At 44.6% G+C, this 25,208-nt stretch carries 26 protein-coding genes; 15 read left to right on the top strand and 11 right to left on the bottom strand.

The features are described 5' to 3' along the window. The first annotated feature begins 9 nt into the window (after positions 1-9). The 7 genes from GQ367_RS06220 to dnaQ all read left to right on the top strand — a co-directional run bounded on the left by GQ367_RS06220 (position 10) and on the right by dnaQ (position 7,132). Positions 10-822 carry a class I SAM-dependent methyltransferase gene (locus GQ367_RS06220; RefSeq protein WP_215289989.1) on the top strand — a complete coding sequence of 271 codons (813 nt, stop codon included), beginning with the start codon at positions 10-12 and terminating at the stop codon, positions 820-822. Next, entirely contained in the window at positions 819-1,283 is a 465-nt protein-coding gene (gene rnhA, locus GQ367_RS06225; RefSeq protein WP_215289991.1) for a ribonuclease HI, read from the top strand. Before GQ367_RS06220 ends, rnhA begins: the two co-directional genes overlap by 4 nt. A 135-nt stretch (positions 1,284-1,418) precedes the next feature. Continuing rightward, positions 1,419-1,661 carry a type II toxin-antitoxin system Phd/YefM family antitoxin gene (locus tag GQ367_RS06230; RefSeq protein ID WP_215289993.1) on the top strand — a complete coding sequence of 81 codons (243 nt, stop codon included), beginning with the start codon at positions 1,419-1,421 and terminating at the stop codon, positions 1,659-1,661. Beyond that, positions 1,655-1,921: a Txe/YoeB family addiction module toxin gene (locus GQ367_RS06235; protein ID WP_251370138.1), complete on the top strand. Its 267-nt coding sequence runs from the start codon at positions 1,655-1,657 to the stop codon at positions 1,919-1,921. Before GQ367_RS06230 ends, GQ367_RS06235 begins: the two co-directional genes overlap by 7 nt. Before the next feature lie 159 nt (positions 1,922-2,080). Further along, positions 2,081-3,301 carry an efflux RND transporter periplasmic adaptor subunit gene (locus tag GQ367_RS06240; RefSeq protein ID WP_215289997.1) on the top strand — a complete coding sequence of 407 codons (1,221 nt, stop codon included), beginning with the start codon at positions 2,081-2,083 and terminating at the stop codon, positions 3,299-3,301. Between the two features lie 6 nt (positions 3,302-3,307). Next, positions 3,308-6,406 carry an efflux RND transporter permease subunit gene (locus GQ367_RS06245; RefSeq protein ID WP_215289999.1) on the top strand — a complete coding sequence of 1,033 codons (3,099 nt, stop codon included), beginning with the start codon at positions 3,308-3,310 and terminating at the stop codon, positions 6,404-6,406. A gap of 36 nt (positions 6,407-6,442) precedes the next feature. Then, entirely contained in the window at positions 6,443-7,132 is a 690-nt protein-coding gene (dnaQ, locus tag GQ367_RS06250) for a DNA polymerase III subunit epsilon (protein ID WP_215290001.1), read from the top strand. A gap of 160 nt (positions 7,133-7,292) precedes the next feature. On the opposite strand, the gene GQ367_RS06255 is transcribed toward dnaQ, so the two are convergent. After that, complete coding sequence (locus GQ367_RS06255; RefSeq protein WP_215290003.1) at positions 7,293-7,721, bottom strand: DUF4395 family protein; 429 nt, start codon at positions 7,719-7,721, stop codon at positions 7,293-7,295. Positions 7,722-7,916: 195 nt separating this feature from the next. After that, the gene (locus GQ367_RS06260; protein WP_215290005.1) at positions 7,917-8,393 is read right to left on the bottom strand and encodes a hypothetical protein; all 477 of its coding nucleotides are present in this window, start codon (positions 8,391-8,393) and stop codon (positions 7,917-7,919) included. A gap of 137 nt (positions 8,394-8,530) precedes the next feature. Here GQ367_RS06260 and GQ367_RS06265 point away from each other — a divergent pair, with 137 nt between their 5' ends. From GQ367_RS06265 to GQ367_RS06295, 7 genes are all read left to right on the top strand, one after another. After that, positions 8,531-9,160, top strand: coding sequence for a thermostable hemolysin (locus GQ367_RS06265; protein WP_215290007.1), 630 nt, complete (start codon positions 8,531-8,533; stop codon positions 9,158-9,160). Continuing rightward, the gene (locus GQ367_RS06270; RefSeq protein ID WP_215290008.1) at positions 9,144-10,628 is read left to right on the top strand and encodes an AMP-binding protein; all 1,485 of its coding nucleotides are present in this window, start codon (positions 9,144-9,146) and stop codon (positions 10,626-10,628) included. Before GQ367_RS06265 ends, GQ367_RS06270 begins: the two co-directional genes overlap by 17 nt. 13 nt (positions 10,629-10,641) lie before the next feature. After that, positions 10,642-11,316, top strand: coding sequence for a TenA family transcriptional regulator (locus GQ367_RS06275; protein WP_215290009.1), 675 nt, complete (start codon positions 10,642-10,644; stop codon positions 11,314-11,316). 5 nt (positions 11,317-11,321) lie between these two features. Beyond that, positions 11,322-12,113 (top strand): SDR family oxidoreductase, encoded by a 792-nt coding sequence (locus GQ367_RS06280; protein WP_251370139.1) that lies wholly within the window; start codon positions 11,322-11,324, stop codon positions 12,111-12,113. A gap of 13 nt (positions 12,114-12,126) precedes the next feature. Next, positions 12,127-12,777, top strand: a complete 651-nt coding sequence (locus tag GQ367_RS06285) for a tetratricopeptide repeat protein (protein WP_215290013.1) — start codon at positions 12,127-12,129, stop codon at positions 12,775-12,777. 65 nt (positions 12,778-12,842) lie between these two features. Further along, on the top strand, positions 12,843-13,511 hold the full coding sequence (locus tag GQ367_RS06290) for a response regulator transcription factor (protein WP_215290015.1): 669 nt from the start codon (positions 12,843-12,845) through the stop codon (positions 13,509-13,511). Next, positions 13,508-14,893 (top strand): ATP-binding protein, encoded by a 1,386-nt coding sequence (locus GQ367_RS06295; RefSeq protein WP_215290017.1) that lies wholly within the window; start codon positions 13,508-13,510, stop codon positions 14,891-14,893. The genes GQ367_RS06290 and GQ367_RS06295 overlap by 4 nt, the downstream gene beginning before the upstream one ends. Here GQ367_RS06295 and hemN read toward each other — a convergent pair whose 3' ends face one another. Then, a complete protein-coding gene (gene hemN / locus GQ367_RS06300; protein WP_215290018.1) occupies positions 14,894-16,315 on the bottom strand; it encodes an oxygen-independent coproporphyrinogen III oxidase in 1,422 nt (473 codons plus the stop codon). It lies immediately after the preceding gene. A gap of 93 nt (positions 16,316-16,408) precedes the next feature. Beyond that, positions 16,409-17,902, bottom strand: a complete 1,494-nt coding sequence (locus GQ367_RS06305; RefSeq protein ID WP_215290020.1) for a CoA-acylating methylmalonate-semialdehyde dehydrogenase — start codon at positions 17,900-17,902, stop codon at positions 16,409-16,411. 100 nt (positions 17,903-18,002) lie between these two features. On the opposite strand from GQ367_RS06305, the gene GQ367_RS06310 reads away from it, so the two are divergent. Further along, on the top strand, positions 18,003-18,245 hold the full coding sequence (locus GQ367_RS06310; RefSeq protein ID WP_215290022.1) for a hypothetical protein: 243 nt from the start codon (positions 18,003-18,005) through the stop codon (positions 18,243-18,245). Here the strand turns inward: GQ367_RS06310 and GQ367_RS06315 are convergent, their stop codons facing one another. From GQ367_RS06315 to nuoK, 7 genes are all read right to left on the bottom strand, one after another. Continuing rightward, positions 18,246-18,758 (bottom strand): DUF1178 family protein, encoded by a 513-nt coding sequence (locus GQ367_RS06315; protein ID WP_215290024.1) that lies wholly within the window; start codon positions 18,756-18,758, stop codon positions 18,246-18,248. An 80-nt stretch (positions 18,759-18,838) separates the two neighbouring features. Continuing rightward, positions 18,839-19,453 carry an NUDIX domain-containing protein gene (locus tag GQ367_RS06320; RefSeq protein WP_215290026.1) on the bottom strand — a complete coding sequence of 205 codons (615 nt, stop codon included), beginning with the start codon at positions 19,451-19,453 and terminating at the stop codon, positions 18,839-18,841. Positions 19,454-19,476: 23 nt separating this feature from the next. Continuing rightward, positions 19,477-19,797, bottom strand: a complete 321-nt coding sequence (locus GQ367_RS06325; protein WP_215290028.1) for a DUF2818 family protein — start codon at positions 19,795-19,797, stop codon at positions 19,477-19,479. A gap of 2 nt (positions 19,798-19,799) precedes the next feature. Beyond that, positions 19,800-21,281 carry an NADH-quinone oxidoreductase subunit NuoN gene (nuoN, locus tag GQ367_RS06330; protein ID WP_215290030.1) on the bottom strand — a complete coding sequence of 494 codons (1,482 nt, stop codon included), beginning with the start codon at positions 21,279-21,281 and terminating at the stop codon, positions 19,800-19,802. A gap of 24 nt (positions 21,282-21,305) precedes the next feature. Continuing rightward, positions 21,306-22,772, bottom strand: coding sequence for an NADH-quinone oxidoreductase subunit M (locus GQ367_RS06335; protein WP_215290031.1), 1,467 nt, complete (start codon positions 22,770-22,772; stop codon positions 21,306-21,308). A 23-nt stretch (positions 22,773-22,795) separates the two neighbouring features. Further along, positions 22,796-24,850 carry an NADH-quinone oxidoreductase subunit L gene (gene nuoL, locus GQ367_RS06340; RefSeq protein ID WP_215290033.1) on the bottom strand — a complete coding sequence of 685 codons (2,055 nt, stop codon included), beginning with the start codon at positions 24,848-24,850 and terminating at the stop codon, positions 22,796-22,798. A 10-nt stretch (positions 24,851-24,860) separates the two neighbouring features. After that, positions 24,861-25,169 carry an NADH-quinone oxidoreductase subunit NuoK gene (nuoK, locus tag GQ367_RS06345; RefSeq protein ID WP_089516340.1) on the bottom strand — a complete coding sequence of 103 codons (309 nt, stop codon included), beginning with the start codon at positions 25,167-25,169 and terminating at the stop codon, positions 24,861-24,863. Between the last annotated feature and the right edge of the window lie 39 nt (positions 25,170-25,208).

Raw genomic sequence — 25,208 nt, forward strand, 5'->3', positions numbered from 1 at the left:
TAACCACTTATGAGTCAACCAACTGATACTGATCATCAACAAGCCCCATGGACATCATGGGATGCTTGGCTTGGCTCGCCTCCAGGGAAATATGTCCTGAAGTGGGAACAAACTCAATTTGACCACATTGTGAGCGACATTTTTGGTTATCACGCCTTGCAAATTGGATTACCGCAATTACCTGCTTTGACTGAAAATCGGATGCCTTTGCAAATGATCTTGCGCGCACCGCACGATAAGCCCAACGATGAATCTGGTGGGCAATGGCACACGATTGAAGGCATCCCAGAAGAACTACCATTTGCCAGCCAGAGTCTTGATTTGGTGGTGCTGCCTCACGTGCTTGAGTTCGCCACCGATCCTCATGCCGTGTTACGAGAGGTTGAGCGCGTCTTGATGCCCGAAGGTCGGGTGGTGATTTCTGGTTTTAATCCAGCGAGCCTTTGGGGCTTGCGCCAATACTGCAGTCATTTGGTTGGTCAACCTTACCTTCCTAGAGAAGGACAGTTCCTCGCATTATTGAGATTGAAAGACTGGTTAAAGTTGCTTAATTTCTCAGTTGATCGCGGACGCTTTGGTTGCTACCGACTGCCCTTGAGAAGTGAATCCGGCATGCAAAAAATGGCTTTCCTTGAAAAAGCAGGTGACCGCTGGTGGCCTGTCTTAGGCTCTGTGTTCATGGTGTCAGCGATCAAACGGGTATCAACATTGACCTTGGTTGGCAGAATTGAGAAAGGTGTTGCGGCCAATCAAGCACAATTGAATCCTGTCACCCAATTAAATACATCTTCACAAAAGAATCAGTTGAAAGATCAGGCATGAGCACTCCCGCACAAAGCAAGGTTGTGATTTACACCGATGGCGCTTGCAAAGGCAATCCAGGTCCTGGCGGCTGGGGGGTGGTTTTGCGCTCAGGCGATAAAGAAAAACACCTTCATGGTGGTGAACTGATGACTACTAACAATCGCATGGAAATGACCGCGGTGATAGAGGCTTTAAAAGCCCTCAAGATGGACTGCCATGTGAGCTTGTACACGGATTCCAGGTACGTCATGCAAGGGGTCACTGAATGGATGGGTGGTTGGAAAGCCAGGGGCTGGAAAACTGCTGGAAAAGATCCGGTTAAAAATGTCGACCTATGGCAAGAGATTGATGAGTTGCTGGGAAAACACCAAATTGATTGGCATTGGGTCAAAGGCCATGCAGGACATCCTGGAAATGAGCTGGCAGATGCACTGGCCAATAAAGGCGTCGAAGAAATCCTCAAAAAAACTGCGTTCTGAATTTAAATCTGCCCGAAGACACCAAATTGAATTAACCCCTGATTAATGCGGGGCCCCCTCTTTGGGTTTTACACACAGAATGATCTCTTGACAAAACGTACGCTTTTGCGTACCATAATTAAAAGGAGTGAAATGATGACTACATTAACCGCAAGTGAAGCTCGTGCAGGCCTCTACCGTTTGATTGATCAGACGGCAGAGACACATAAGCCAGTGGTTATCTCTGGCAAGCGGGCAAATGCCGTTTTGGTTTCCGAGGAAGACTGGAGCGCTATTCAGGAGACGCTTTACTTATTGGCAATTCCGGGGATGCGTGAGTCGATTAAAGAATCAATGGCCGAGCCTATTACTAAAAGTAAAAGGGCATTGAAATGGTGACTTGGAATTTAGCCTATTCCAAGTTTGCCCTCAAAGATGCTAAAAAACTCTCTGCCGCCGGACTAAGAGATAAAGCGCAGGCTTTGCTGGGCATATTAGAGCTTGATCCTTTTCAAAATCCGCCTCCCTATGAAAAATTAGTGGGGGACTTAAAGGGTGCCTATTCACGCAGAATCAATATTCAACATCGTTTAGTTTATGAGGTTTTCCGCAAAGAAAAAACGGTTCGCGTTTTAAGAATGTGGACTCACTACGAATAAGGTGGGCATTCACTTAAAAGGGGATTGGGCATCTTTGGCCATGGTCGATTTGACCATCGGCCACGTTAAGCCTAAATGAGTGCTAATTGAGGCTGAATGTGCGAGAATTAAGCTAGAACAAATAAGGAGATAGCGGCTTTAAGTCAAAGCCCCTCAGCCATGCAGTTAATCACCAAAATTAAAGACAAAGTCATGCAGCTAGGCTGCCGTGTTGTGACTTACGCCATGAACCTCATCAAGAAGTTTGATTGGGCTAAAACATATGCGTTTGTGATCAAACATAAAAAAAGAATCATCATCATTTTGATTGTGCTTTTTGCAGCCAACTACGCTTACGACAAGTGGATGCCTAAGTCAGCGAAAAAAGCACCGCCTCAATTGGTGACCACCACTGTGGTTGAAACAGCAGACACCCCGGTGATCATCGAAGCTACCGGCACAATCATTGCAGCCAACATCGTGGACATCCGTCCCCAAACAACCAATGTGGTGAGCAAGATACACATCAAAGAAGGCCAAGCAGTAAAAGCTGGCGACTTGCTATTCACTTTGGATGACAGAGCCAGTCGTGCCAATTACGAAAAAGCCAAAGCCTTGGCGGATGACGCAAGCCGTCAATACAAACGTTCTCTAGAGTTGATTGAGAAGAAGTTCATTTCTCAAGCAGCGGCTGATACCTCCAAAGCGAACATGCAATCAGCCGTGGCAAATGCCAAAGCAGCTGAAGTGGCATTGAGCTTTGATCACATTCGCGCACCGATTGCTGGTCGTGCTGGCGTGATCAATGTCTTCCCTGGCAGTCTTGTGCAAGCTGGTACCAATATTTCAACTACCAGCAGTGCAACATCAACCACCACCACGGGTGCGATGGTGACAATCACTCAACTAGACCCTATCAATGTTCAGTTCACCATCCCTGAAAAAGAAATTCCTTTGGTCCTAGCTAGTCGCGAGGCTGGAGATGAGCTAACAGTGAGCGTGGATGTGAATGGTTCAGACAAACCAGTCGATGGCACTGTGTTTGTGGTCGACAATCAAGTAGATCCCGCCATCGGCGCCGTGAGAGTAAAAGCTCAGTTAAGCAATAAAGATGGCAGCATGATTCAAGGGCAATTTGTCAGAATCAAATTAAAAGCCAAAACATTAAAAGACTCTTTGGTCATCCCAACTCAAGCTGTGGTGACTAACACCAAGGGTGATCATTTGTACGTGGTTGAAAAAGCCAATACTGTTTCTCTTAAGCCAATCAAGGTCATTTACCAGTACCAAGGTAAGACAGTGGTCACGGGTGTGAATGCCGGCGACAAGATTGTGGTGGAAGGCAAACAAAACTTAAGACCTAATGGCGTGATCAGAGAATTATCTGGCGCTGGGAAGTAATCACTCATGAACATCTCAGAGTTATGTATACGCCGCCCGGTCATGACGGTATTGCTGTCATTGGCCACCGTTGCCGCTGGTACCGTTGCTTATTTAAAAATACCGGTCGCTGCCCTACCAAGCTTTAATACACCAGTCATTCAGGTCAGCGCCACCTTACCAGGTGCCAGCCCTGAGAACATGGCATCAGCAGTTGCCCTGCCTCTAGAAAAAGAATTCTCAACCATTGACGGTATTACCGTCATCAGCTCAACCAACACATTGGGCAGCACCAACGTCACGCTTGAGTTCAACAATAACCGTGACATTGATAAAGCAGCAGTGGATGTACAAGCTGCCCTCTTGCGTGCACAAAAGCGTTTACCGATCGAGATGACCAACCCTCCGTCGTATCGCAAGGTCAACCCTGCTGATGCACCGGTCTTGATCATGACGATGACATCTCCTTCGATGGATTTATCACAAATCAACGATTACGCAGAGAACTTGATTTCTCCAACGTTGTCGACCATTGATGGTGTTGCACAAGTCTTGGTCTACGGACAAAAAAGATATGCCGTCAGAGTTCAAGTCAATCCATCTGTATTAGCTGCCAAAAATCTCACCATTGATGACGTTGCCAAAGCCATCAACAATGCCAACTCAAATACCCCAATTGGTGTTTTAGATGGCCCTCGTCAACTACTGACCATCTACGCCAATGAACAATTGGTGAAGGCCAGTGAGTACGCTAATTTGGTGATTGCACAACGCAATGGTTTGCCGGTGCGCTTGAAAGATGTTGCACTGGTTGAAGAAAGTTATGAATCTGTCAAAACAGTCGCTGCTTATAACGGCGAGCGCTCGATTGCATTGGCGATCTTGCGTCAACCAACGGCTAACTCTGTAGAAGTAGTCGATGCGGTGCGCAAGATGGTGCCTAAGTTTGAAGCCCAGATGCCAGCCTCAATCAAAGTTAATTTATTGATTGATCGTTCAAAATCAATCAGAGAAGCCATCCATGATGTGAACCTCACTTTATTACTCACCATCGGTTTGGTGGTGATGGTGATTTTCTTATTCTTAAAGCATGCGGCTGCCACCATCATTCCAGCGCTGAGCTTACCAATTTCATTGATCGGCGCTTTCTCCATCATGTATTGGATGGGTTATAGCCTAGATAACATCTCTTTGCTGGGCATCACCATTGCCGTTGGTCTGGTGGTTGATGATGCGATCGTGGTTCTTGAAAACATCATGCGTCACATTGAAAACGGCATGCATCCTTTGAAAGCTTCTTTGCTTGGAAGCCGTGAAGTGAGCTTTACGATTCTGTCGATCTCAATCTCATTGGTCGCCGTATTCATTCCGATTTTCTTTCTACCAGGACCCCTAGGATTACTGTTCAGAGAATTCGCAGTGGTTGTGTCCTTGTCAATTTTGGTTTCAGCTGTGGTGTCATTGACTTTGGTGCCAATGCTTTGCAGTCGCTTTTTACCAAAGCATGGTCAAGAAGTCAAAGAGCGCCCTATCACCATCAAGTTTGATCACTACTTCAATCAAGTGTTGGCGATTTATGAAAAATCACTTGATTGGGCACTCACCAATCAGAAGAAAGTTTTACAAGGCGCCTTGGCGACTTTCATCGTCACCATTGGTTTATTTATCCTAAGCCCTAAAGGCTTCTTCCCAGAAGAAGACACGGGTCAGTTGTTTGTGACCACTGAAGCAACGGATGATATTTCCTTCAACGCCATGGTTGAGTTGCAAAACAAAGCCGCTGAAATTGTTCGTAACAATGAAAATATCGAAGGCCTGGTATCTATCATCGGTGGCGGCGCCAACACAGGCACTAACACGGGCAGGATGTTCGTTAACTTGAAGCCTCGTGGCGACAGAGCCCCGATGAAGAAAGTTTTAGAGAGTCTGCGCAAAGACTTGAAAGACATTCCAGGACTTGCGATTTATTTGCGCCCTATTCAGAACTTGCAATTAGGCGGCAAAGTCACGAAGAGTCGTTATCAATATATTTTGCAAAGCGTGGGCTTTGAAGGCATCAACGAGTGGTCGAACAAGGTCACTGAAAAGATGCGCTCAGATCCAGGCATCTTCCGCGACATCACAACTGATTCTCAACTAAAAGGTTTGCAAGCTCAAATTGATATTGATCGCGATAAAGCCGCAAGCGCTGGCGTGACCGTTGCTGATATTCGTAACGCTTTGTATTCAGCGTATGGTGAGAGACAGGTATCAACCATCTATACCAGCGTGAACACCTATCAAGTGATTCTGCAAGCAGCGAATGAATACAAGCAATACGAAACTGATTTAAATGGCATTTATGTGAGAGGTAGAACCAGCGATAAATTGGTTCCGCTGTCTAGTATTGCTTCATTCAGAAGAACCATTGGACCAACGGCTGTGAACCACCAAGGACAAGTGCCTGCGGTGACGATTTCATTTAACTTGGCTCCTGATGTTGCCTTGGGTGATGCCACTAAGAAGCTAGAGCAATACGTCAAAGAACTTCAATTACCGCCATCAATCATCACCAGCTACGGTGGCGATGCGGCGGTGTTCCAAAGCGGCCAATCCAGTCAGATCATTTTATTGTTAGCGGCCGTACTGGTGATTTACGTTCTCTTGGGTGTTTTGTATGAGAGCTACATCCATCCTTTGACGATTTTGGCAGGTCTACCATCTGCAGCGATCGGTGCTTTGATCTTCCTAAGAATTTTTGATTTGGAATTAACCATCATTGCGACCATTGGTATCTTGCTCTTGATTGGTCTAGTGAAAAAAAATGCGATTTTGATGATTGACTTTGCCTTGGATGCACAACGCACTCAAAACATGTCACCACGTGAAGCGATTCGCACCGCCTGTTTGTTGAGATTCAGACCTATCACCATGACCACTCTTACAGCGGTGGTAGGTGCACTACCAATCGCTCTGGGCTTAGGTGCAGGTGCTGAATTAAGACAGCCTTTGGGTATTGCGGTGGTGGGTGGCTTGATTGTGTCGCAAGCAGTGACGCTGATCATCACGCCCGTCATTTATCTTTACTTAGATAAGTACAGCGGCACGGGTCCTATGGATATCCCTGCTGAAATGCTAAAAGATTAAGTTTGAATTTTTAGGGTTTTAAATTAGAAAGAATTTATGCGTCAAATCATTCTTGATACGGAAACAACTGGTCTTAATCCACTCACTGGTGATCGAGTGATTGAGATTGGCTGCCTAGAAATGATCGATCGACGCTTGACCGGTAATAAGCTGCATCATTACATCAATCCTCAAAGAGACATTGATCCAGGTGCTGTGGCTGTTCACGGTTTAACGGTTCAGTTCTTATCAGACAAGCCAGTCTTTGCTGATGTGGCCGATGAAATCATTGCTTTCTTAAAAGATTCTGAAGTGATCATTCATAACGCCCCCTTTGACGTGGGCTTTTTGGATGCCGAATTTGGACTCTTGAAACGTGGCAAAGTAGACGATCATGTGGCAGCAGTGATTGATACCCTCAAGAATGCCCGAGAGATGTTCCCTGGCAAAAGAAATTCTTTAGATGCTCTGTGCGAACGCTTTGCTATTAGCAACGAACACCGCACCCTGCACGGCGCTCTTCTAGATGCCGAGCTATTGGCTGAGGTGTATTTGGCCATGACCCGTGGTCAAGAAGATTTGATGATTGATTTGCACGGCATGGACAGTGATGCGGCCAATGCGAAACGCAAGCCTTTGCCTACCAAGTTGGTGGTTCAGTTGGCTTCAATTGAAGAACAAGAAGCTCATCAGGCTTACCTAGAAGGTGTAGCGAAAGCAGCTAAGAAGCCGCCTGTTTGGAGTTAAATACCCACAACCAGAGCATAGTTTGAGATAGATAGATAGATAGATAGATAGATGGATGGATGGATAATAAAAAAGATCGCTGCAGCGATCTTTTTTTGTACTTTTCTTATGTGTTTTTTTATTGACTTGTTACAAAGTAATTTATATATCTACCGACTGATTACCCCATCTTAGGTGGGAAGAACTTGTACCAAAAGCCATAAGCCCAGCAAGCAACACAGAATGAAAATGCCCATTCAAGGGTAGAGAAAACCACCAACACAATTGCTGGCACTTTCCATAGATCATTGCCTGAATAAAACAAGATGGAAGCAACGGTCGCAGCAATAAACAAAAGCTTATTGGCAAACATCTTGGCACCAGCATTCTCTTTTTTGCCCGCAAGGTTCATACCCGTCATGATCTTGGTGAACAAGCGATGTGATGGACATTTATTGTGACCAAAAAAACCTCGAATAAAACCCATTAAAGCCAAGATAGGTAAAAGATATGGGAAACCCAATAAAGCTACAAGGCAAACCACAAATGTAATAAAGGCTTCAAGCCTCACAACGTTGGCGTTCACTGGTGGGATATCAAAACGTAACATGCTCACTCCTTTGATGAGATTTCATCTCATTCATTAATTTTATATTTTATATAAAGACAATGAAGTTTAAGCTTAAATAAGCTCATGGTCACTTATTTAAAATTTCTAGGTGACCATGTGCTTTTGAGATGAATTTGAGATGTTTTAGTTTGAAGCCTTGATTTGAAGCTTTGGTTTGAAGCTTGGTTTGATCTCTTACTGCAAAGCTTTTGTGATCTCTTCTTCTTTGGTCACAAAATTAATTTCAGTCACTTTTCCAGCCTTCAGTTTGATGATGGTGATTGCATCATCTTTTTGCGGAAATAGTTTTGATTGTGCTTCGTCTTTCAAGATAGCGATTGTGTAAGGTCTTTTTTGCATCTTTGGAATGGCCACCATTTTGGTGATGAAGCCAGGCATGCCACTGATATCGGCCACGTAGATGGCTTTTTTATCCGCCAGGGTTGTTGGCGGCAAAGCCTCAAGAGTTTTACTCATCAGAGCACTGGTGGATTTACCAGCAGCAAATAGAACCAAATTGGTTTGCTCATTGATCGCAACAGATTTGTCGTGCTGATCTTTCATCTCAAGAGTCAAACTATCCCCAACACGTGCTCCGCCTGCTGCTTGATTGGCCGAGGCAATCAAAGCAAATCCGCATAAAACCAAGGCCAACGCCACTAATTTTTTCAAAATAACACCTATTTTCTATTTAATAAATTTATATAAATCAATGACTTGTGTATTTAATGCCTTGACTTAAGAATCCTTAATTTAGCCTTAATTTTCGACCTCTATTGTTTGACCTATACCAAACAAAAGGATCAGACATGGCTCTTACATTAAGAACATATCATGACGCAAAGCATACCTTAATCTGCCCAGAATTTAATTCTGAGGAAGATCTTTACAAGTTCGAATGGGTAAGCAAACAACATCCAGACAGAGAAAGTCTTCAGTCTTTCATTGCAACGACCTTCTATAAAACATATGGTGCTGATGTTCATCACTTCAGCGACATCTTGGTCGGTTGTAAAGATGCTCAAGGTCAATGGTTAGCAGCTTTAGGCTTTTCAGCGATCACGGATAAAAAATGTTTTCTTGAGCAATACCTAGATGCTCCTCTAGAAATCAACATTGAAGCCCAAGTCAAAGAACACACCACTCGCCAGCAAATTGTTGAGGTTGGTAATTTGGCCGCGATCCATGCAGGCGCTGGCAGAACCTTGATCATCAACATGACCCGCTTTTTGCATGAGCAGGGATACAAGTGGGTGACATTTACGGCCACTCGCAATCTCTTGAACTCATTCAAGCGCTTAGGCATCAAGTTATTCCAATTGGCAGAAGCTGATCCAAGCCGCTTAGAAGATGGCGGTAAAAATTGGGGTACTTATTACAACACTCAACCACAAGTGATGTTTGGTGATATTGCTTCAGGCTATGAGAAGCTGGCTTAACTCAATCTCAGAAAATCAAATCATCCTGTCTTCCGGGACAGAGTCTTGGGATAAGGCCGCCCTTTTAAAGAAAGTTTCTGAAGTATCAGAAGCTCTTTTAAATAGAAAAAATCCCAAAGCACCGGCAGGAATCATTGCTGACAATTCCATGGAGTGGATTGCGATTGATTTAGCCACCCAAGAAATTGGCGTGACCTTGGTTCCGCTTCCAAGCTTCTTCACACCTAGCCAATGGCTACACGCGATTAAATCAAGTGGCATGCAGGCAATTTTTTGCCCTCAAGAAGATGTGGCAAGAAATCTTGGCTTCGTGTTTCAGAATGGCTATGTTGGCGAATTAAAGTTATTTGAAAGCATGAGCGTTCTATCAGGCATGGTAGATCAGCCAAATCTAGTGGAAGTACAAAAGATAACCTACACCTCTGGCACCACCTCAGAGCCAAAAGGTGTTTGCTTGAGCACAGACCAACAATGGTCTGTGGCCCAATCACTAGAAGAGGCGCTCCGCACCCTTGAAATTAAAAAGCATCTCAATGTCCTACCCTTATCAGTTCTTTTAGAAAATATTGCTGGCGTATACACAGCCCTGTCTTGTGGCGCTGAAAATATATGCGTGCCATTGAGCGAGGTTGGCTTGCATGGCTCAAGTAACTTCGATGCAGATGCTTGTATGGCAGCCATTGAAAAATACCAAGCAGAAAGCATCATTCTTCTGCCTCAAATGCTTCAAGCGATCGTTGCTCGCAGCACAAAGCAGGATCCTCGCTTGAAAAGCTTGAAGTTTGTGGCTGTTGGTGGCGGTAAAACGCCTGTGGCATTGATCAAGGCTGCTAAGTCGATGGGTATACCAGTTTATGAAGGTTATGGTCTATCAGAATGCGCATCAGTCCTTGCTTTAAATACACCCAAGGATGAACGTATCGGCAGTGTTGGCAAGGTTCTATCAAATCGAACCATTCGAGTTTCAAAAGATGGCGAGATTGAGGTCAAGAATTTAAACCTACCTCATTATTTAGAAAAAATGGACATGCTTGCAGCAAGCAGTGGTGAATGGTTAGCCACTGGCGACTTGGGTCATCTTGATGACGATGGCTTCTTGTATTTAGACGGTCGTAAAAAGAATGTACTGATCACCAGCTTTGGCAGAAACATATCGCCAGAATGGCCTGAGTCCTTACTATTGGGCAGTGGCTTATTTAGACAAGCGATGGTCATAGGTGATGGTCAAGCGCAACTGGGTGCTTTATTGGTCAAAGCCAAAGATGATTTATCTGATGAAGCTATTCAGACGGCAATCACATCAGTCAATCAATCTCTTCCCGACTACGCACAAATCAAACATTGGTATTCAGTTGGCGAACCGTTCACACCCGGCAACGGCCTTGCCACTGCTAATGGCAGACTGAAACGAGATCTTATCAAACACAAATTCAACAATCAAATTGAATTGTTGTACGCAAATACTTAAATACGGAGAATCAATGAAATTCTTTCATCAATTGCAAAGCTCTACAGAACAAGAAAAACAAGTTCTTTTTTCTGCCCCCATCATTGGACTTGCCTTGAAGGGTGAAATTCATAAGGAGCAGTATGTCGCTTTTTTAACTCAGGCTTATCACCACGTTAAACACACGGTGCCATTGTTGATGGCCTGCGGTTCAAGATTGGGAAATCAGCATGAGTGGCTAAGAACTGCGATTGCAGAGTACATTGAAGAAGAGCTGGGTCATGAAGAGTGGATCTTGTCTGATATTGCTGCATGCGGCGGTGATGCAGAAAAAGTGAGGCACTCTCGCCCACACATCAGCACTGAGATGATGGTGGCCTACGCTTATCACCAAATCGATCGCGGCAATCCAATTGGATTTTTTGGCATGGTGCACGTCCTTGAAGGCACTAGCACTGCCTTGGCAACCAACGCAGCCAGCTCTATCAAAGATAGCCTTGGTTTACCTCCCAATGCCTTTAGCTACCTCAACTCTCATGGCAGCTTGGACTTAGAGCACGTCAAATTCTTTGAAAGCTTGATGGATCAAGTCACAGATTCAAAAGACCAAGAAACCATCATTCATTGCGCCAAGAACTTTTACAAGCTTTATGGCGATATTTTTAGAAGTATCAACACTGCTAATACAGAAGAACTCATTTTTGATTGATGAACATGACAAATAAACCATACAAGGCAGTTTTAACAGGAGCCACTGGGGGCATCGGCAGAGCCATTGCCCTGCAATTGGCGCCGAAGTGCTCATCTTTGATTTTGATGGGCCGCGATACTGAAAAGCTAGAGGCTTTGAAGAATGAATTAGCAAATATTGCTGTGAACGTTCAAATCATTTCTGGTGATTTGTGCGATGACAGCACATCCGTTCGATTGATGGACGCCATCTCGGCTCAACAAGGGATTAATCTGTTGATCAACAATGCAGGCATCAGCCTATTTAAAAGTTTTGAGCAGCAATCAGATAAAGACATCACACAGCTGATGTTAACCAATTTGATTTCTCCGATGCTCTTGTGCAAACAGCTGCTGCCGCATTTGAAATTAGAGCCGTCACAGATCATCAATATCGGATCTATCTTCGGGTATTTAGGCTTCCCTGGTTTTTCTAGTTACTGTGCCAGCAAGTTTGGCCTGCGAGGCTTCTCCCAGTCTCTACGTCGAGAGCTATCAGACACATCTGTATCGGTCAGATATTTCGCTCCACGCGCGACCAAAACAAGTATCAATTCAGATCAAGTGATGCAAATGAACGCAGAACTTAAAACTGATTCAGATACCCCAGAGTTTGTGGCAAAGGAATTCATGAAATTCTTGGATGGCAAGGCCTGGGAAAAGAAATTAGGTTTCAAAGAATCATTTTTTGTCTTTATGAATCACTTATTTCCAGGCGCACCAGACAAAGCTATTCAAGGTCAGCTTCCAATCATCAACAAATATCTTAAAAAGTAATCATGAGGTTTATATGAACATTATTAAAAAAATACCAGCTACTCTTTTGATCAGCTTATCGCTCATCAGTTCTTTTGCCATTGCGAGCGTAGAAGAAGATGTCAGCACATTGCAAAAAGGATGGGAAAAGGTGAAGTACCAAAGCCCTGAATCAGCCCATGAGAAAGGTTTCGAGTCTTTGATCAAAGAAGCCAATCAATTGGTGGTACAGAACCCTAATCGCGCCGAGATATTGATTTGGCAAGGCATCATTGAATCTAGTTATGCTGGGGCAAAAGGTGGATTAGGTGCATTGGCTCATGTTAAAAATGCCAAGAAGACTTTTGAAAAAGCACTAGAAATTAATCCAATGGCTTTGGATGGTTCTGCTTATACAAGTTTGGGCTCTCTTTACTATCAGGTTCCAGGATGGCCGATTGGCTTTGGCGATGATAAAAAAGCTGCTGAATACCTAAAGAAAGGTTTGAGCATCAATCCCGATGGCATCGACCCTAATTACTTTTATGCTGACTTCTTGTTCAGAAGTGGCGACTATCCAGGCGCCGAGAAATCTTTGCGCAAAGCCTTACAGGCACCCGCTAGAAATGGTCGCAAAGTAGCGGATGATGGTCGTCGCAAAGAAATCAATCAATTACTTGAAAAAGTGGCTGAAAAACGAAAATAATGCGCTGGGTTAATCGATTAAACTATTCAAATTGACAGTTAATCTTTGATTAAAGGGCTTGGGCGGTGAGAATTTTATTGGTAGAAGACGATGAATTACTCGCATCAGGCTTGACCACTGCATTGACTCGCGCCAATCATCATGTAGACCATGTCATGGATGGCCAAAAAGCCATCCACGCATTGGCTGATGGTGAGTTCGATATTGCCATCCTAGATTTGGGCTTGCCAAAGATTGATGGCACAGAGGTACTCAGAACCATTCGCCAAAAAGGCAATCACATCCCTGTTCTGATCTTGTCCGCCAGAGATGCCACAAAAGATCGTATCCTGGGTTTGGATTTGGGTGCTGATGATTACCTCACCAAACCATTTGAATTGGATGAGCTACTCGCAAGACTTCGGGTTTTAGAAAGACGTCGCAGTGGCAATACAGTCAATCAAATAAAGATAGGTGATTTGATCATCGACCTCACTTCCCTATCCGTCACTTGGAAAGGCGCCTCTCTAGATTTACAGCGCCGTGAATTTGCCCTTCTAAAGAAATTAGCAGAAAGCCCACATCAGGTTTTTAACCGTTCTCAACTTGAAGAATCTCTGTACGGTTGGAATGATGGGGTTGAGAGCAACACAATTGATGTGCACATCCATAATTTACGTAAAAAGATCAGTCCGAATATCGTCAAGACACTTCGAGGCGTTGGTTACAGAATTGGCGACATAGAGGAATCATGATTTATTTTTCAATCAGAAAACGCTTACTACTTGGAATATTTTTATCCATGATCCTGATTTTGGGTGGCATGGGTCTTGCCGCTCATTTTGTGACTGAGCATGAATCAGAAGAGATTTTCAGTGCACGACTGGCCACTTCTGCCAGAGTGCTAGAGGTATTAGCTGCCAAGCAACTGGAGCACGCCACCATCACCAACCCAATCATCATTGAATTACCTAAAGAGTTAGAGCACCAGCATTCATCGATTGAAGAAATCAGTGGGCATCCTTACGAAAGTAAGATTTCTTTTCAGATTTGGCACAGCAATGGAAAGTTATTAGCCAAATCAGCCACAGCCCCTGACAAACCATTAGGCCCGTTAACTGAAGGCTTCAGTAAAAATCTGATTGGCGATGATCTATGGCAAGTATTCAATCTTAAATCGGGTGATGTATGGGTGATGGTCGCTGAAATGGATGCGGTGAGAGGTGAAATGGCTGGTGACCTGGGTGTGGCCATCATGACGCCATTGATCATTGGCTCATTGATTCTATTGATTGTGATTAATTTAATTGCCTACAGAAGTCTTCAGCCTTTGCAATCCTTGGCCAATGTGATTGCTGCTCGTGACCCGCAGTCAATCAAACCAATCAAACTATCCAAGACTCCTCTTGAATTAAAGCCCGTGATTGATGAGCTGAACCATTTGCTTGATAGGGTTCAAAAAGCCTTTAAACGTGAACAACAGTTCATTGATGCAGCTGCTCACGAAATCAGAACACCGATTGCAGCACTTCAACTTCACATTGAAAATGCCGTTAAAGCCAAGAATGATGCTGATCGAGATCAGTCCTTGCAAGAAGCTTTAAATGGTTTAAGAAGAACCACGCGCCTAACAGAGCAACTCTTGACGATGAGTCGTGTCAGTGGTGCCACCGACAAAGAGCAACTGCAAACATTGTCTCTTGATGGCATTTGTAAAGAAGTTGTTAAAAACACTAAACCACTCATCACTCAACGCGGCCAAACCATTGAGTTACAGGTTGCTGAAGATTGTTTGATACATGGTGAGCAACACAAGATTGAGCGTGTGATACAAAATCTGATTGATAACGCGTCTCAATATGGAGCAGCACAGGGACTGATTGCTGTTTCTTTAGATAAAGCAGCAGACACAGTCCGGTTGATTGTTAGCAATGATGGTGACACCATCCCTCAATCTGAGAAAACCAAAGTGTTTGATCCTTATTACAGGATCTTGGGCAGCAAATCATTTGGCAGCGGCTTAGGCCTTGCGATTGTCAAAGAAATTGTTCAGCAGCACAAAGGATCCATACGGATTGAAGATAAATCTGCAGGCAATGGTGTCCAAGTGATCATTGAATTCAAAAGCGCGATTTAATCAAACCACTTTTGAGTACCTGGCTTGTGTTTGCGCATCTCTTAAGTGTCTATCAAACACCATGGCAACGCGCCTAACCAGTAAGCGACCTTTGGTAGGCACATAGATCTTTTTACCCCGCCACTCCAAGAGCCCTGCCTCTTCAAGCTCCTTGAGCTCTGACAACTCTCTTGAGAAGTAAGTATCAAAATCAATCTGGTGATTTTTTGCAAACAATTCTGTGTCCAGCTCAAATTGGCACATCAATTCACCAATCAACTCGCGTCTGAGTAAATCATCTTGATTCAATCTCATCCCACGCAGGGTGGGCAGTTGATGATGATCCAGAGCGTGGTAATAATCCTCGAGTGTTTTGACGTTTTGTGGATAGGTGTCATCCACCTTGCCAATCGATGAAATACCAAAGGCCAATAGATCACATTCAGCTTGAGTTGAGTAGCCCTGGAAATTGCGATGTAAACGCCCTTCTTTTTGAGCAATCGCCAACTCATCATTTGGCTTTGAAAAATGATCCATGCCAATGAAAACAAATCCAGCCCCGTTGAGTTGTTCAATGGTGTTGGCCAAGATGTCTAATTTATCCTTAGCCACTGGCAATTGGTCCTCTGCAATACGGCGTTGAGGCTTGAAGATGGTGGGCAGATGCGCATAACTATAAACAGATAAGCGATCAGGACTCATCTCAATCACCGCATTGACTGTGTCCTTGAATGTCACTGGGGTTTGCTTGGGCAAACCATAAATCAAATCAACGCTGACAGAGTTAAAGCCATACTTTCTGGCCCAATCAATCACATCTTTTGTTTCTTTTATTGTTTGCACCCGATGAACCGCTTGCTGAACCTCCAAATTGAAGTCTTGCACACCCAAACTGATACGGTTAAATCCCAACTTCGCCAAGAGCTCAATGTCAGCCTCACTGACACGGCGTGGATCAATCTCAATTGAATACTCACCATCCTCTTGTAATTCAAAATGCTCTTTGGTGTGATGCATCAACTCAGTCATTTCTTCATGAGATAAAAAGGTCGGAGTTCCACCGCCCCAATGAAGTTGAGTCACTGGAATTTTTTCACTCACACCCATGGCTTGGGTGACGAGATTCATTTCTTTGGTCAAGTACTTGATGTATTTCGCACTTCGACCATGATCTTTGGTGATGATTTTGTTGCATCCACAGTAGTAGCAAATGTTCGGACAAAACGGCAAATGGAAATACAAAGAAATTGGCTTTTGATGCGTGGCACATCGTTTCAATGCATCGATATAGTCAGTCTGATTGAACTGGCCATTAAATCGATCAGCGCTTGGGTAGGATGTGTAGCGTGGCCCATTGATGTCAAAGCGTTTCAACAATTCAGGCTGAAACAGCGGCTCAGAGCCAGCTTGGGCTAAGACAGAGGGTTGCTCTAAAAAAGTCATGGGGGCTATTTTAAGCCCCCATGTTTTAGCTCCAATTGATGAAAATCAAATGGATTGGTTAAAGTTAGTTAAATTAACTAAGGATTTAATCCTTTAACCATTCACTGGCATGCTAAAGCTCGGACCTTGAGCGATGGTTTCTGGCCAACGCTGAGTCACAGCCTTCATACGAGTATAGAAACGCACACCTTCTGGACCATGCACGTGATGATCGCCGAATAGACTGCGCTTCCAACCACCGAATGAATGGAATGCCATTGGTACTGGAATAGGTACGTTCACACCCACCATACCCACCTGAATGCGGCTCACAAATTCACGAGCAGTGTTACCGTCTCTGGTGAAGATCGCTGTGCCATTACCGTATTCGTGATCATTGATCAACTGAATCGCTGTGGCAACATCATCAACACGCATCACGCTCAATACTGGGCCAAAGATTTCTTCTTTATAGATGCTCATATTAGGCTTCACGTTGTCGAATAAACAACCGCCCAAGAAGAAGCCGTTTTCACAACCAGCTACTTTTAAGTTACGGCCATCAACCACTAACTTAGCACCTTCTTTAACACCCGCGTCTACATAACCTGTGACTTTATCCAAATGAACTTTCGTCACCAATGGGCCCATTTCAGCGCCAGGAGTTAAACCATTATCAACTTTGAGTTTCTTGATACGAGTGGATAGTTTTTCAATCAAAGCATCAGCCACATTACCAACAGCCACTGCTACTGAAATCGCCATACAACGCTCACCAGCAGAACCGTAAGCAGCGCCCATCAAAGCATCCACCGCTTGATCTAAGTCAGCATCAGGCATTACCACCATGTGATTCTTGGCTCCACCCAAAGCTTGAACGCGCTTGCCATTTTTAGCAGCCGTTTCATAAATATAAGAAGCGATTGGAGTTGATCCAACAAAGCTGATGGCTTTGACATCAGGATGGTTCAACAATGCGTCTACAGCCGTTTTATCGCCCTGCACAACGTTGAATACACCTTTTGGTAAACCAGCCTCTTCCAACCACTTAGCAGCCAATAATGTGGCTGAAGGATCTCTTTCTGAAGGCTTCAGTACAAATGTGTTGCCAGCGGCGATTGCTACTGGGTACATCCACATTGGCACCATCGCTGGGAAGTTGAAAGGCGTGATACCTGCACACACACCCAATGCTTGACGCATAGTCCATGCGTCCATGCCTTTGGCGATTTGCTCGGTGTATTCACCTTTGAGAAGCTGAGGGATGCCACAAGCAAAATCCACCACTTCTAATCCACGCTGAATCTCACCTTTGGCATCATCAAATGTTTTACCGTGTTCACGAGTGATCACTTCTGCCATCTCATCGATACGAGCTTCAATGATGGCCTTGAAATTGAACATGACCTTGGCGCGACGCGTCACAGGTGTGGTTGACCAGGCTGGGAAAGCGGCTTTGGCTGCAGCCACAGCTTTGGCTACGCCATCGACTGAGGCCAACTCAACATTGGCACGAACTTGACCTGTTGCAGGCTCATACACTGGGGCAGTATTGCCACCAAAACGAATGACCTCACCATTGATATGGTGTCCGATAGTTTCTGACATTTTGTCTCCTACTTCATTTATATTCTTAGAATTACAACTTTACCAATATTCTACCCAATTGACGGTTTTTCGACTTTTTCTCAAGATTTTTGCAGCGGTATTGGCCTTAGGGCAATTATCAGCGTGCGCCATGGTGGCAGCCTATCCTTTGACGGCTGCCAGTGTTGGCACCACAGTCACCACCGGAAAGAGTTTGACGGACCATGCCGCATCTGAGGGTACAGGGCATGATTGTTCGGTGATGCGGGTATTTGAGGGTAAAAATGTCTGTGAAAAGCGCCTAAAACCCAGCGAAGTGCCAGTTCAAGACTTCAGCCGCCAACAAAGAGTAGTACCCAAGTAATTATTGAAGAGTGTCTTTTAAAGCCGGGAATACCGGCAAAGAAACTACCTCAATGCCCTCTTCGCGAAGCTCAGCAGTTTCATCCACAGTCGCATGACCACGAATACTCCTCTCAGGAGCCTCTTGGTAATGTATTTTTCTGGCCTCTTCAGCAAAGTCATGGCCAACATCTTCTGTTTTATTGATGAGCTCTCTCATCGCCTTCATGACAGTGGCCTGAACTTGAGCCTGTAAGTGGGCTTGCTCTGAGCCAGTCAAAACCATGGATTGGCCAGCAGCGCCACTCACTGCAGCTGAGTTATTGGTTTGAGATGTCGATTGATCAGCAGGCACCAACTCACGGCTGCTGCGCTTAGCGATTCGCGGGGCTGAAGGTAAACGAACAATCTCATTGCTATCGCAAACAGGGCAACTGAGTAAACCAGTTTCTTGCTGAGAAACATAATCAGCCTCAGAAGCGAACCACCCTTCAAAGTGGTGATCTAGATGGCAAGCGAGGTTATAAACTTTCATGGGATAAAGCAGACTTATGACTTATTAATATATTTGCTATTTTAATTACTTAATTGATTTCTGATTTATTTTGGATCAGCTCAGATCTCTTTGAGACGTCTGGCCAAGTGGTAAACAGAAATAATGGTTTTAACATCGGTGATTTTGCCGCTAGCGATCCACGCATGCATTTCATTCAAAGTTGCTGCAAACACATCTAAGAATTCGCCGTCATCTAAAGAGCGCTCACCCAAGGTCAAATCTTTGGCAAGATAAATATCAATGGTTTCTGTTGCATAAGAAATCACCGGATGAATTCTGCCAAGAAATTCCCAAGATTTAGCCGAGTATCCAGTTTCTTCTAAGAGTTCACGCTGGGCGCACAACAATGGATCCTCGCCAATCTCTAACTTGCCAGCAGGAATCTCAATCATTGCAGCATCCACCGGGTAACGGAACTGTCTCTCTAGCAAGATCCGTCCATCATTCAAGATAGGCATGATCGCCACTGCCCCAGGATGAATCAAATATTCGCGATAGGTTGAGTTGCCATCTGGCAGCTTAACAATGTCTTTTTTTAAGTGCAGGAATTTTCCTGAGTACACCTCTTCAGAAGAGATGCGATGCTCACGCAAGTGATCATCAGTTTCAGGTAAATCAGAGAAACTTTTTTCTGGCTTAGAGTTTGACTTAGCGCTTGAATCAGATGAGCTCATAAAACAAATGAGATAAGGTGGCGTTAGCCACGAGCATCATTGCGATGCTTCATCAGAAAACGCCAGGTGAAGCCTGGGAAAGCCGCCACAAAGAACAAGCACAAGCTGACAGCAAAGAATTCCCAACGCTTTGGAAAGGCATTACCAATCATGCTTTCCAATGAATACCCAATCAAACCAATCAGAGCGTACCAAACACCCATCTCTAATAAGCACCAGCCCACGTGTTTATCTTCAAGCGTTTTGAAAAATAAAAACTTACGGCTCACGAATGCAGCATTGGCAGCCACCAAGGCCGCCAAAATCAAGATCCAAGATTCAATGCTTAAGCTAGCAGGTGCCATGATTAACTCAATAAAGTGGTTGACATGGCACTCAAGCAAAGCGCCATCAATGTTGCTGGGAAAATACCGCACAACAGAACAAACAAGCCATTCAAAGTGAAGACTGTTTTAACAACTAAGCCGCCTTCGATTGGTGCTGTTTGAATTGGCTCATCAAAGTACATGCACTTAACAACACGCAAGTAATAAAACGCACCCACTAATGAAGCCATCACAGCGATGATCGCAAGATACAAATGCTCGCTATCAATCAAAGCTTCAAGAATCGATAACTTAGCAGCAAAGCCTACTGTTGGAGGAATGCCTGCCAAGGAGAACATCAACACCAAAGCGATGAAGGCCATCCATGGGTGACGACGGTTCAAGCCCTTGAGATCATCCAAAGTCTCGCACTCATAACCTTTGCGAGATAGCATCATCAATAGACCGAATGAACCTAAGGTGGTCAAGACATAGGTCACTGCATAGAACAAAGCAGCGCTATAAGCGTGCTCATCAAAAATCGACAACATACCTAAAATCATGAAGCCCATGTGAGAAATCGTTGAGTAAGCCAACATTCTCTTGAGATTGGCTTGTGCAATCGCAGTCAAGTTACCAATCACCAAAGACATCACAGCCAAAATCATGATCATTGGCTGCCAATCATTGGTCAATGGCAATAAGCCACCCACCAATAAGCGGAATAACAATGCGAAGGCGGCAACTTTTGGTGCGCCTGCAATCATCAATGTCACAGCTGTTGGTGCACCTTGGTACACATCAGGCACCCACATATGGAACGGTGCAACGCCTAACTTAAACGCCAAACCTGAAACAATGAATACCACTGCAAAAGCCAATACCAAACGGTTGATGCGTTGGTCACCCACTGCTTTTAAGATTTCATCAAGATCAAGGCTGCCGGTTGCGCCGTAAAGCATTGACATGCCGTATAACAAGAAACCAGATGCCAGAGCACCCAAGATAAAGTACTTCATCGCAGCTTCAGTACCCAAGGCTGAATCACGTTTCATCGCAACCAAAGCGTACGTTGGCAAAGCCAATAACTCTAGACCTAAGTAAAGGGTCAACAAGTTAGAACCTGAAATCATCACGCACTGACCCAATAAGGCTAAAAGGGTAAGAACAATGAAATCAACTCTGAATAAGCCACGATCAATCAAGTACTGTTTTGAATAAATCAAAGTCGCAAAAACAGCCAAACAAGCCACTGATTTGAGGATGCTTGATAAAGCATCCACCACGAACAAATTATTGAAGGCGTGCACAGGTTGATCAACCGCTTGCAAACCAAACGCAAAGCTCAAGCCTAGCAACAAGGCCAAACTGATTTTGTAGGCCAATTCAGTGCCACGTGGGGCATGAAAAATATCTTCGTCTGATGCCTGTGGCTCATTCATGAACACAGTCATTAATAGCAAACATGCCACCGTCAGGAGCACTAGCTCCGGCAACATCGCAATGAGATCAATCGATTGCATAAATATCTCTTTCCTCTTTCAGGATTAAAGTTTGCTAACTGCCACGTGCTTCAAAAGCTCGATAACAGAAACGTGCATCACATCAGTGAATGGTTTTGGATAAACGCCCATGCCAATTGTGAAAATGGCCAAGACACTCATGATCAAAAATTCACGCGCATTAATATCAGTCAACTCTGCAACATGTTGATTACCCACATCGCCAAAGAACACTCGCTTGGTCATCCACAATGAATAAGCAGCACCGAGGATCAAGGCAGTCGCCGCCAAGATACCAATCAAGAAGTCGTAATCAACGGCAGCCAAAATGACCATGAACTCACCCACGAAACCTGAGGTTGCTGGTAGTCCGCAGTTAGCCATGGCAAACAAAACGGCAAAGGCTGTGAACTTAGGCATGGTGTTGACCACACCACCATAATCAGCAATTTGGCGTGAGTGCATGCGGTCATAAAGAACGCCGATGCTCAAGAACATGGCAGCAGAAATAAAGCCATGAGAGATCATCTGCACAATCGCACCCTCAACACCCATTGGGTTGAAGATGAAGAATCCCAAAGTAACGAAGCCCATGTGTGCAATTGATGAATAAGCCACAAGTTTTTTCATGTCAGCCTGAACCAAGGCCACCAAACCAATATAGATAACCGCCACCAATGACAGTGCAATCACGGCAGGCGCAAGATATTGGCTTGCATCAGGTGCAATCGGTAATGAGAATCTTAAGAAGCCGTAGGCACCAAGTTTCAACATGATCGCAGCCAATACCACTGAACCACCCGTTGGTGCTTCTACGTGAGCATCTGGCAACCAAGTGTGAACTGGCCACATCGGCACCTTGACCGCAAAGGCCATGAAGAATGCGCCAAAGATCAGCACTTGCTCAACGATGTCTAGCTTGGCTTTGTGCCAAGTCAAGATATTGAATGTATCTGTCACGTTGTACAAATACAAAATGGCCACCAACGTTAAAAGTGAACCAAGCAAGGTATACAAGAAGAACTTGAAGGCTGCATAAACACGATTTGGACCGCCCCACACACCAATGATGATGTACATCGGAATCAAAGTAGCTTCAAAGAAAACATAGAACAACAAGCCGTCCAATGAGGCAAATACGCCAATCATCAAACCAGACAAAATCAAAAATGCTGCCATGTACTGTGACACGTTGACCGTGATCACTTCCCATGCAGCCACAACCACAATCACCGTGATGAAGGCTGTTAAAACAACGAACCACATTGAAATACCATCAACCCCTAAGAAGTAGTTGATGTCATAGCGTGGCACCCAAGATACTTGCTCCACAAACTGCATGGCTGCCGTGCTGGTGTCAAAGCCTGTGACCAATGGCAAGGTTGCAGCAAAGCTGATCAAAGAAGCGATCAAAGCCATGATACGAACATAGCCCTTGCTGTTGTCCGAACCAGTGAACAAAATAATCAAACCGAAAATGATCGGTAACCAGATTGAGTAAGAAAGAATCATATTGGGGCGCTCTATCTATTGTTTTATTTAATGGAGCCCAAGTGGGTATATAAAATCCAGCCGATCAAAGCAATCAAGCCAAGAATCATCGCAAAAGCATAGTGATACAAATAACCTGATTGCACCTGACGCACGTTTGCTGAGAACCAAGCAATCACTCGTGTGCTGCCATTCACTAGCAAACCGTCAATCAATCCCTGATCAGCACGCTTCCACAAACCAGTGCCCAAGAGTCTTGCACCCTTAGCAAACACCGCTTGGTTGAAGTCATCCATGTAGTACTTGTTATCAAGGATCGTTTTAACTGGCGCCAAAACACGCGCAAAGAAAGCCGGTATCTGTGGCAACCAAAGATAAAAGACCGCCGCTGAAATAACACCACCCAATGCTAAATAAAGCACTGGTGTGTGCAATGAGTGAGCCACCATGCCCAAAGGACCAGTGAAGGCAGCCGCCAATTCTTTCATGGCCACGTGTTTGGTCACATCAACAAAAATGGCATTACCAAAGAAGTCGCCAAACAACATTGGGCCAATTGTGAAGTAACCCACGATCACTGATGGGATCGCCAAGAGAACCAATGGCAATGTCACCACCCATGGAGATTCATGAGGCTTTTGACCTGGGGCTAAACCGTGATGATGACCGCCATCGTGACCATCATGATCACCATGACCATGATCGTGATGAGCTTGACCAAAACGCTCTTTACCATGGAACACCAAGAAGTACATTCTGAATGAATAGAAGGCTGTGATGAACACACCTGCCATCACAGCAAAGAAGGCGAAGTCAGAACCAGTGATGGTGCTCTTAGCAACAGCTTCAATGATTGAGTCTTTTGAGTAGAAGCCTGAGAAGAAAGGTGTACCAATCAAGGCCAATGAACCTAGTAATGACGTGAGCCAAGTGATTGGCATGTACTTCCACAAGCCACCCATGTTGCGCATGTCTTGATCGTGGTGCATGCCCATAATCACACTACCCGCTCCCAAGAACAACAAGGCTTTAAAGAAAGCATGAGTCATCAAATGAAATACAGCGATTGGGTAAGCAGACACGCCCAAGGCCACGGTCATGTAACCGAGTTGTGACAAAGTTGAATAAGCCACCACGCGCTTAATGTCGTTTTGCACAATGCCCAAGAAACCCATGAACAAAGCAGTGATTGATCCAATAATCAACACAAATGACAAAGCGGCATCAGATAGCTCAAACAATGGTGACATACGGCTCACCATGAAAATACCTGCTGTCACCATCGTGGCCGCGTGAATCAAAGCAGAAATCGGTGTCGGACCTTCCATTGAGTCTGGCAACCAAACGTGTAATGGGAATTGTGCAGACTTACCCATCGCGCCAATAAATAAACAGACGCAGGCCACCGTGACCAAATTCCAATCAGTGCCAGGTAAAACCTGTTGAACCAACAAATCCTTCTGAGCAAATACACCGTCATAACTCATGCTGCCGGTGTAAGCCAATAAAAGACCAATACCAAGAATGAAACCAAAGTCACCCACACGGTTGACCAAGAAGGCTTTCATATTGGCGAAGATCGCGGTTGGTCGCTTGTACCAGAAACCAATCAACAAATAAGAGACCAAGCCAACAGCTTCCCAGCCAAAGAACAACTGCAAGAAGTTATTGCTCATCACCAACATCAACATGGAGAAGGTGAACAAAGAAATATATGAGAAGAAACGCGCGTAACCCTCGTCTTCAGCCATGTAACCAATGGTGTAAATGTGCACCATCAATGAAACAAAGGTCACCACCACCATCATCATGGCAGTCAATGGGTCGACCAAGAAGCCAACTTCAAGACTCAACTCACCCAATTGCATCCAGGTGTAGATGGTCTCGTTGAATCGAGCACCTGCCATCACATCATTCAAGACCATGAATGAAAGGATGCATGAGATAGCCACACCCAGAATAGTCACGGTATGCGCAGCTGAGCGACCAATGAGATTGCCCAAGAATTTAGTACCAAATAAACCGGCAATCACCGCACCCACCAATGGGGCTAATGGAATGGCCAGCAATACAAGAGGGTTCAAGATTGGAGTAGTCATATGATCTGTCTTAACCCTTCAGTTGTCCGAGGTCTTCAGCATGGATTGTGTCCAGCTTACGGAACATCGTGACCAAAATTGCCAAGCCAATGGCTGCTTCAGCAGCTGCCACTGTCAAAATAAAGAATACGAATACTTGACCAGCCATATCTCCAAGATAGTGAGAGAAGGCAATGAAGTTCAAATTAACAGCCAACAACATCAATTCCAAAGACATCAACAAAACAATGATGTTCTTGCGATTCAAGAAAATGCCAACCACGCCAATGGCAAACAAAATGGCAGCCAACACTAAGTAATGAGCTAAGGTGATTGTCATGAATAAATCCTTTTTCCGAAATGTCTCATCATCACTGTC

Source organism: Polynucleobacter sp. MWH-CaK5 (genome assembly GCF_018687615.1).
Lineage (GTDB): Bacteria > Pseudomonadota > Gammaproteobacteria > Burkholderiales > Burkholderiaceae > Polynucleobacter.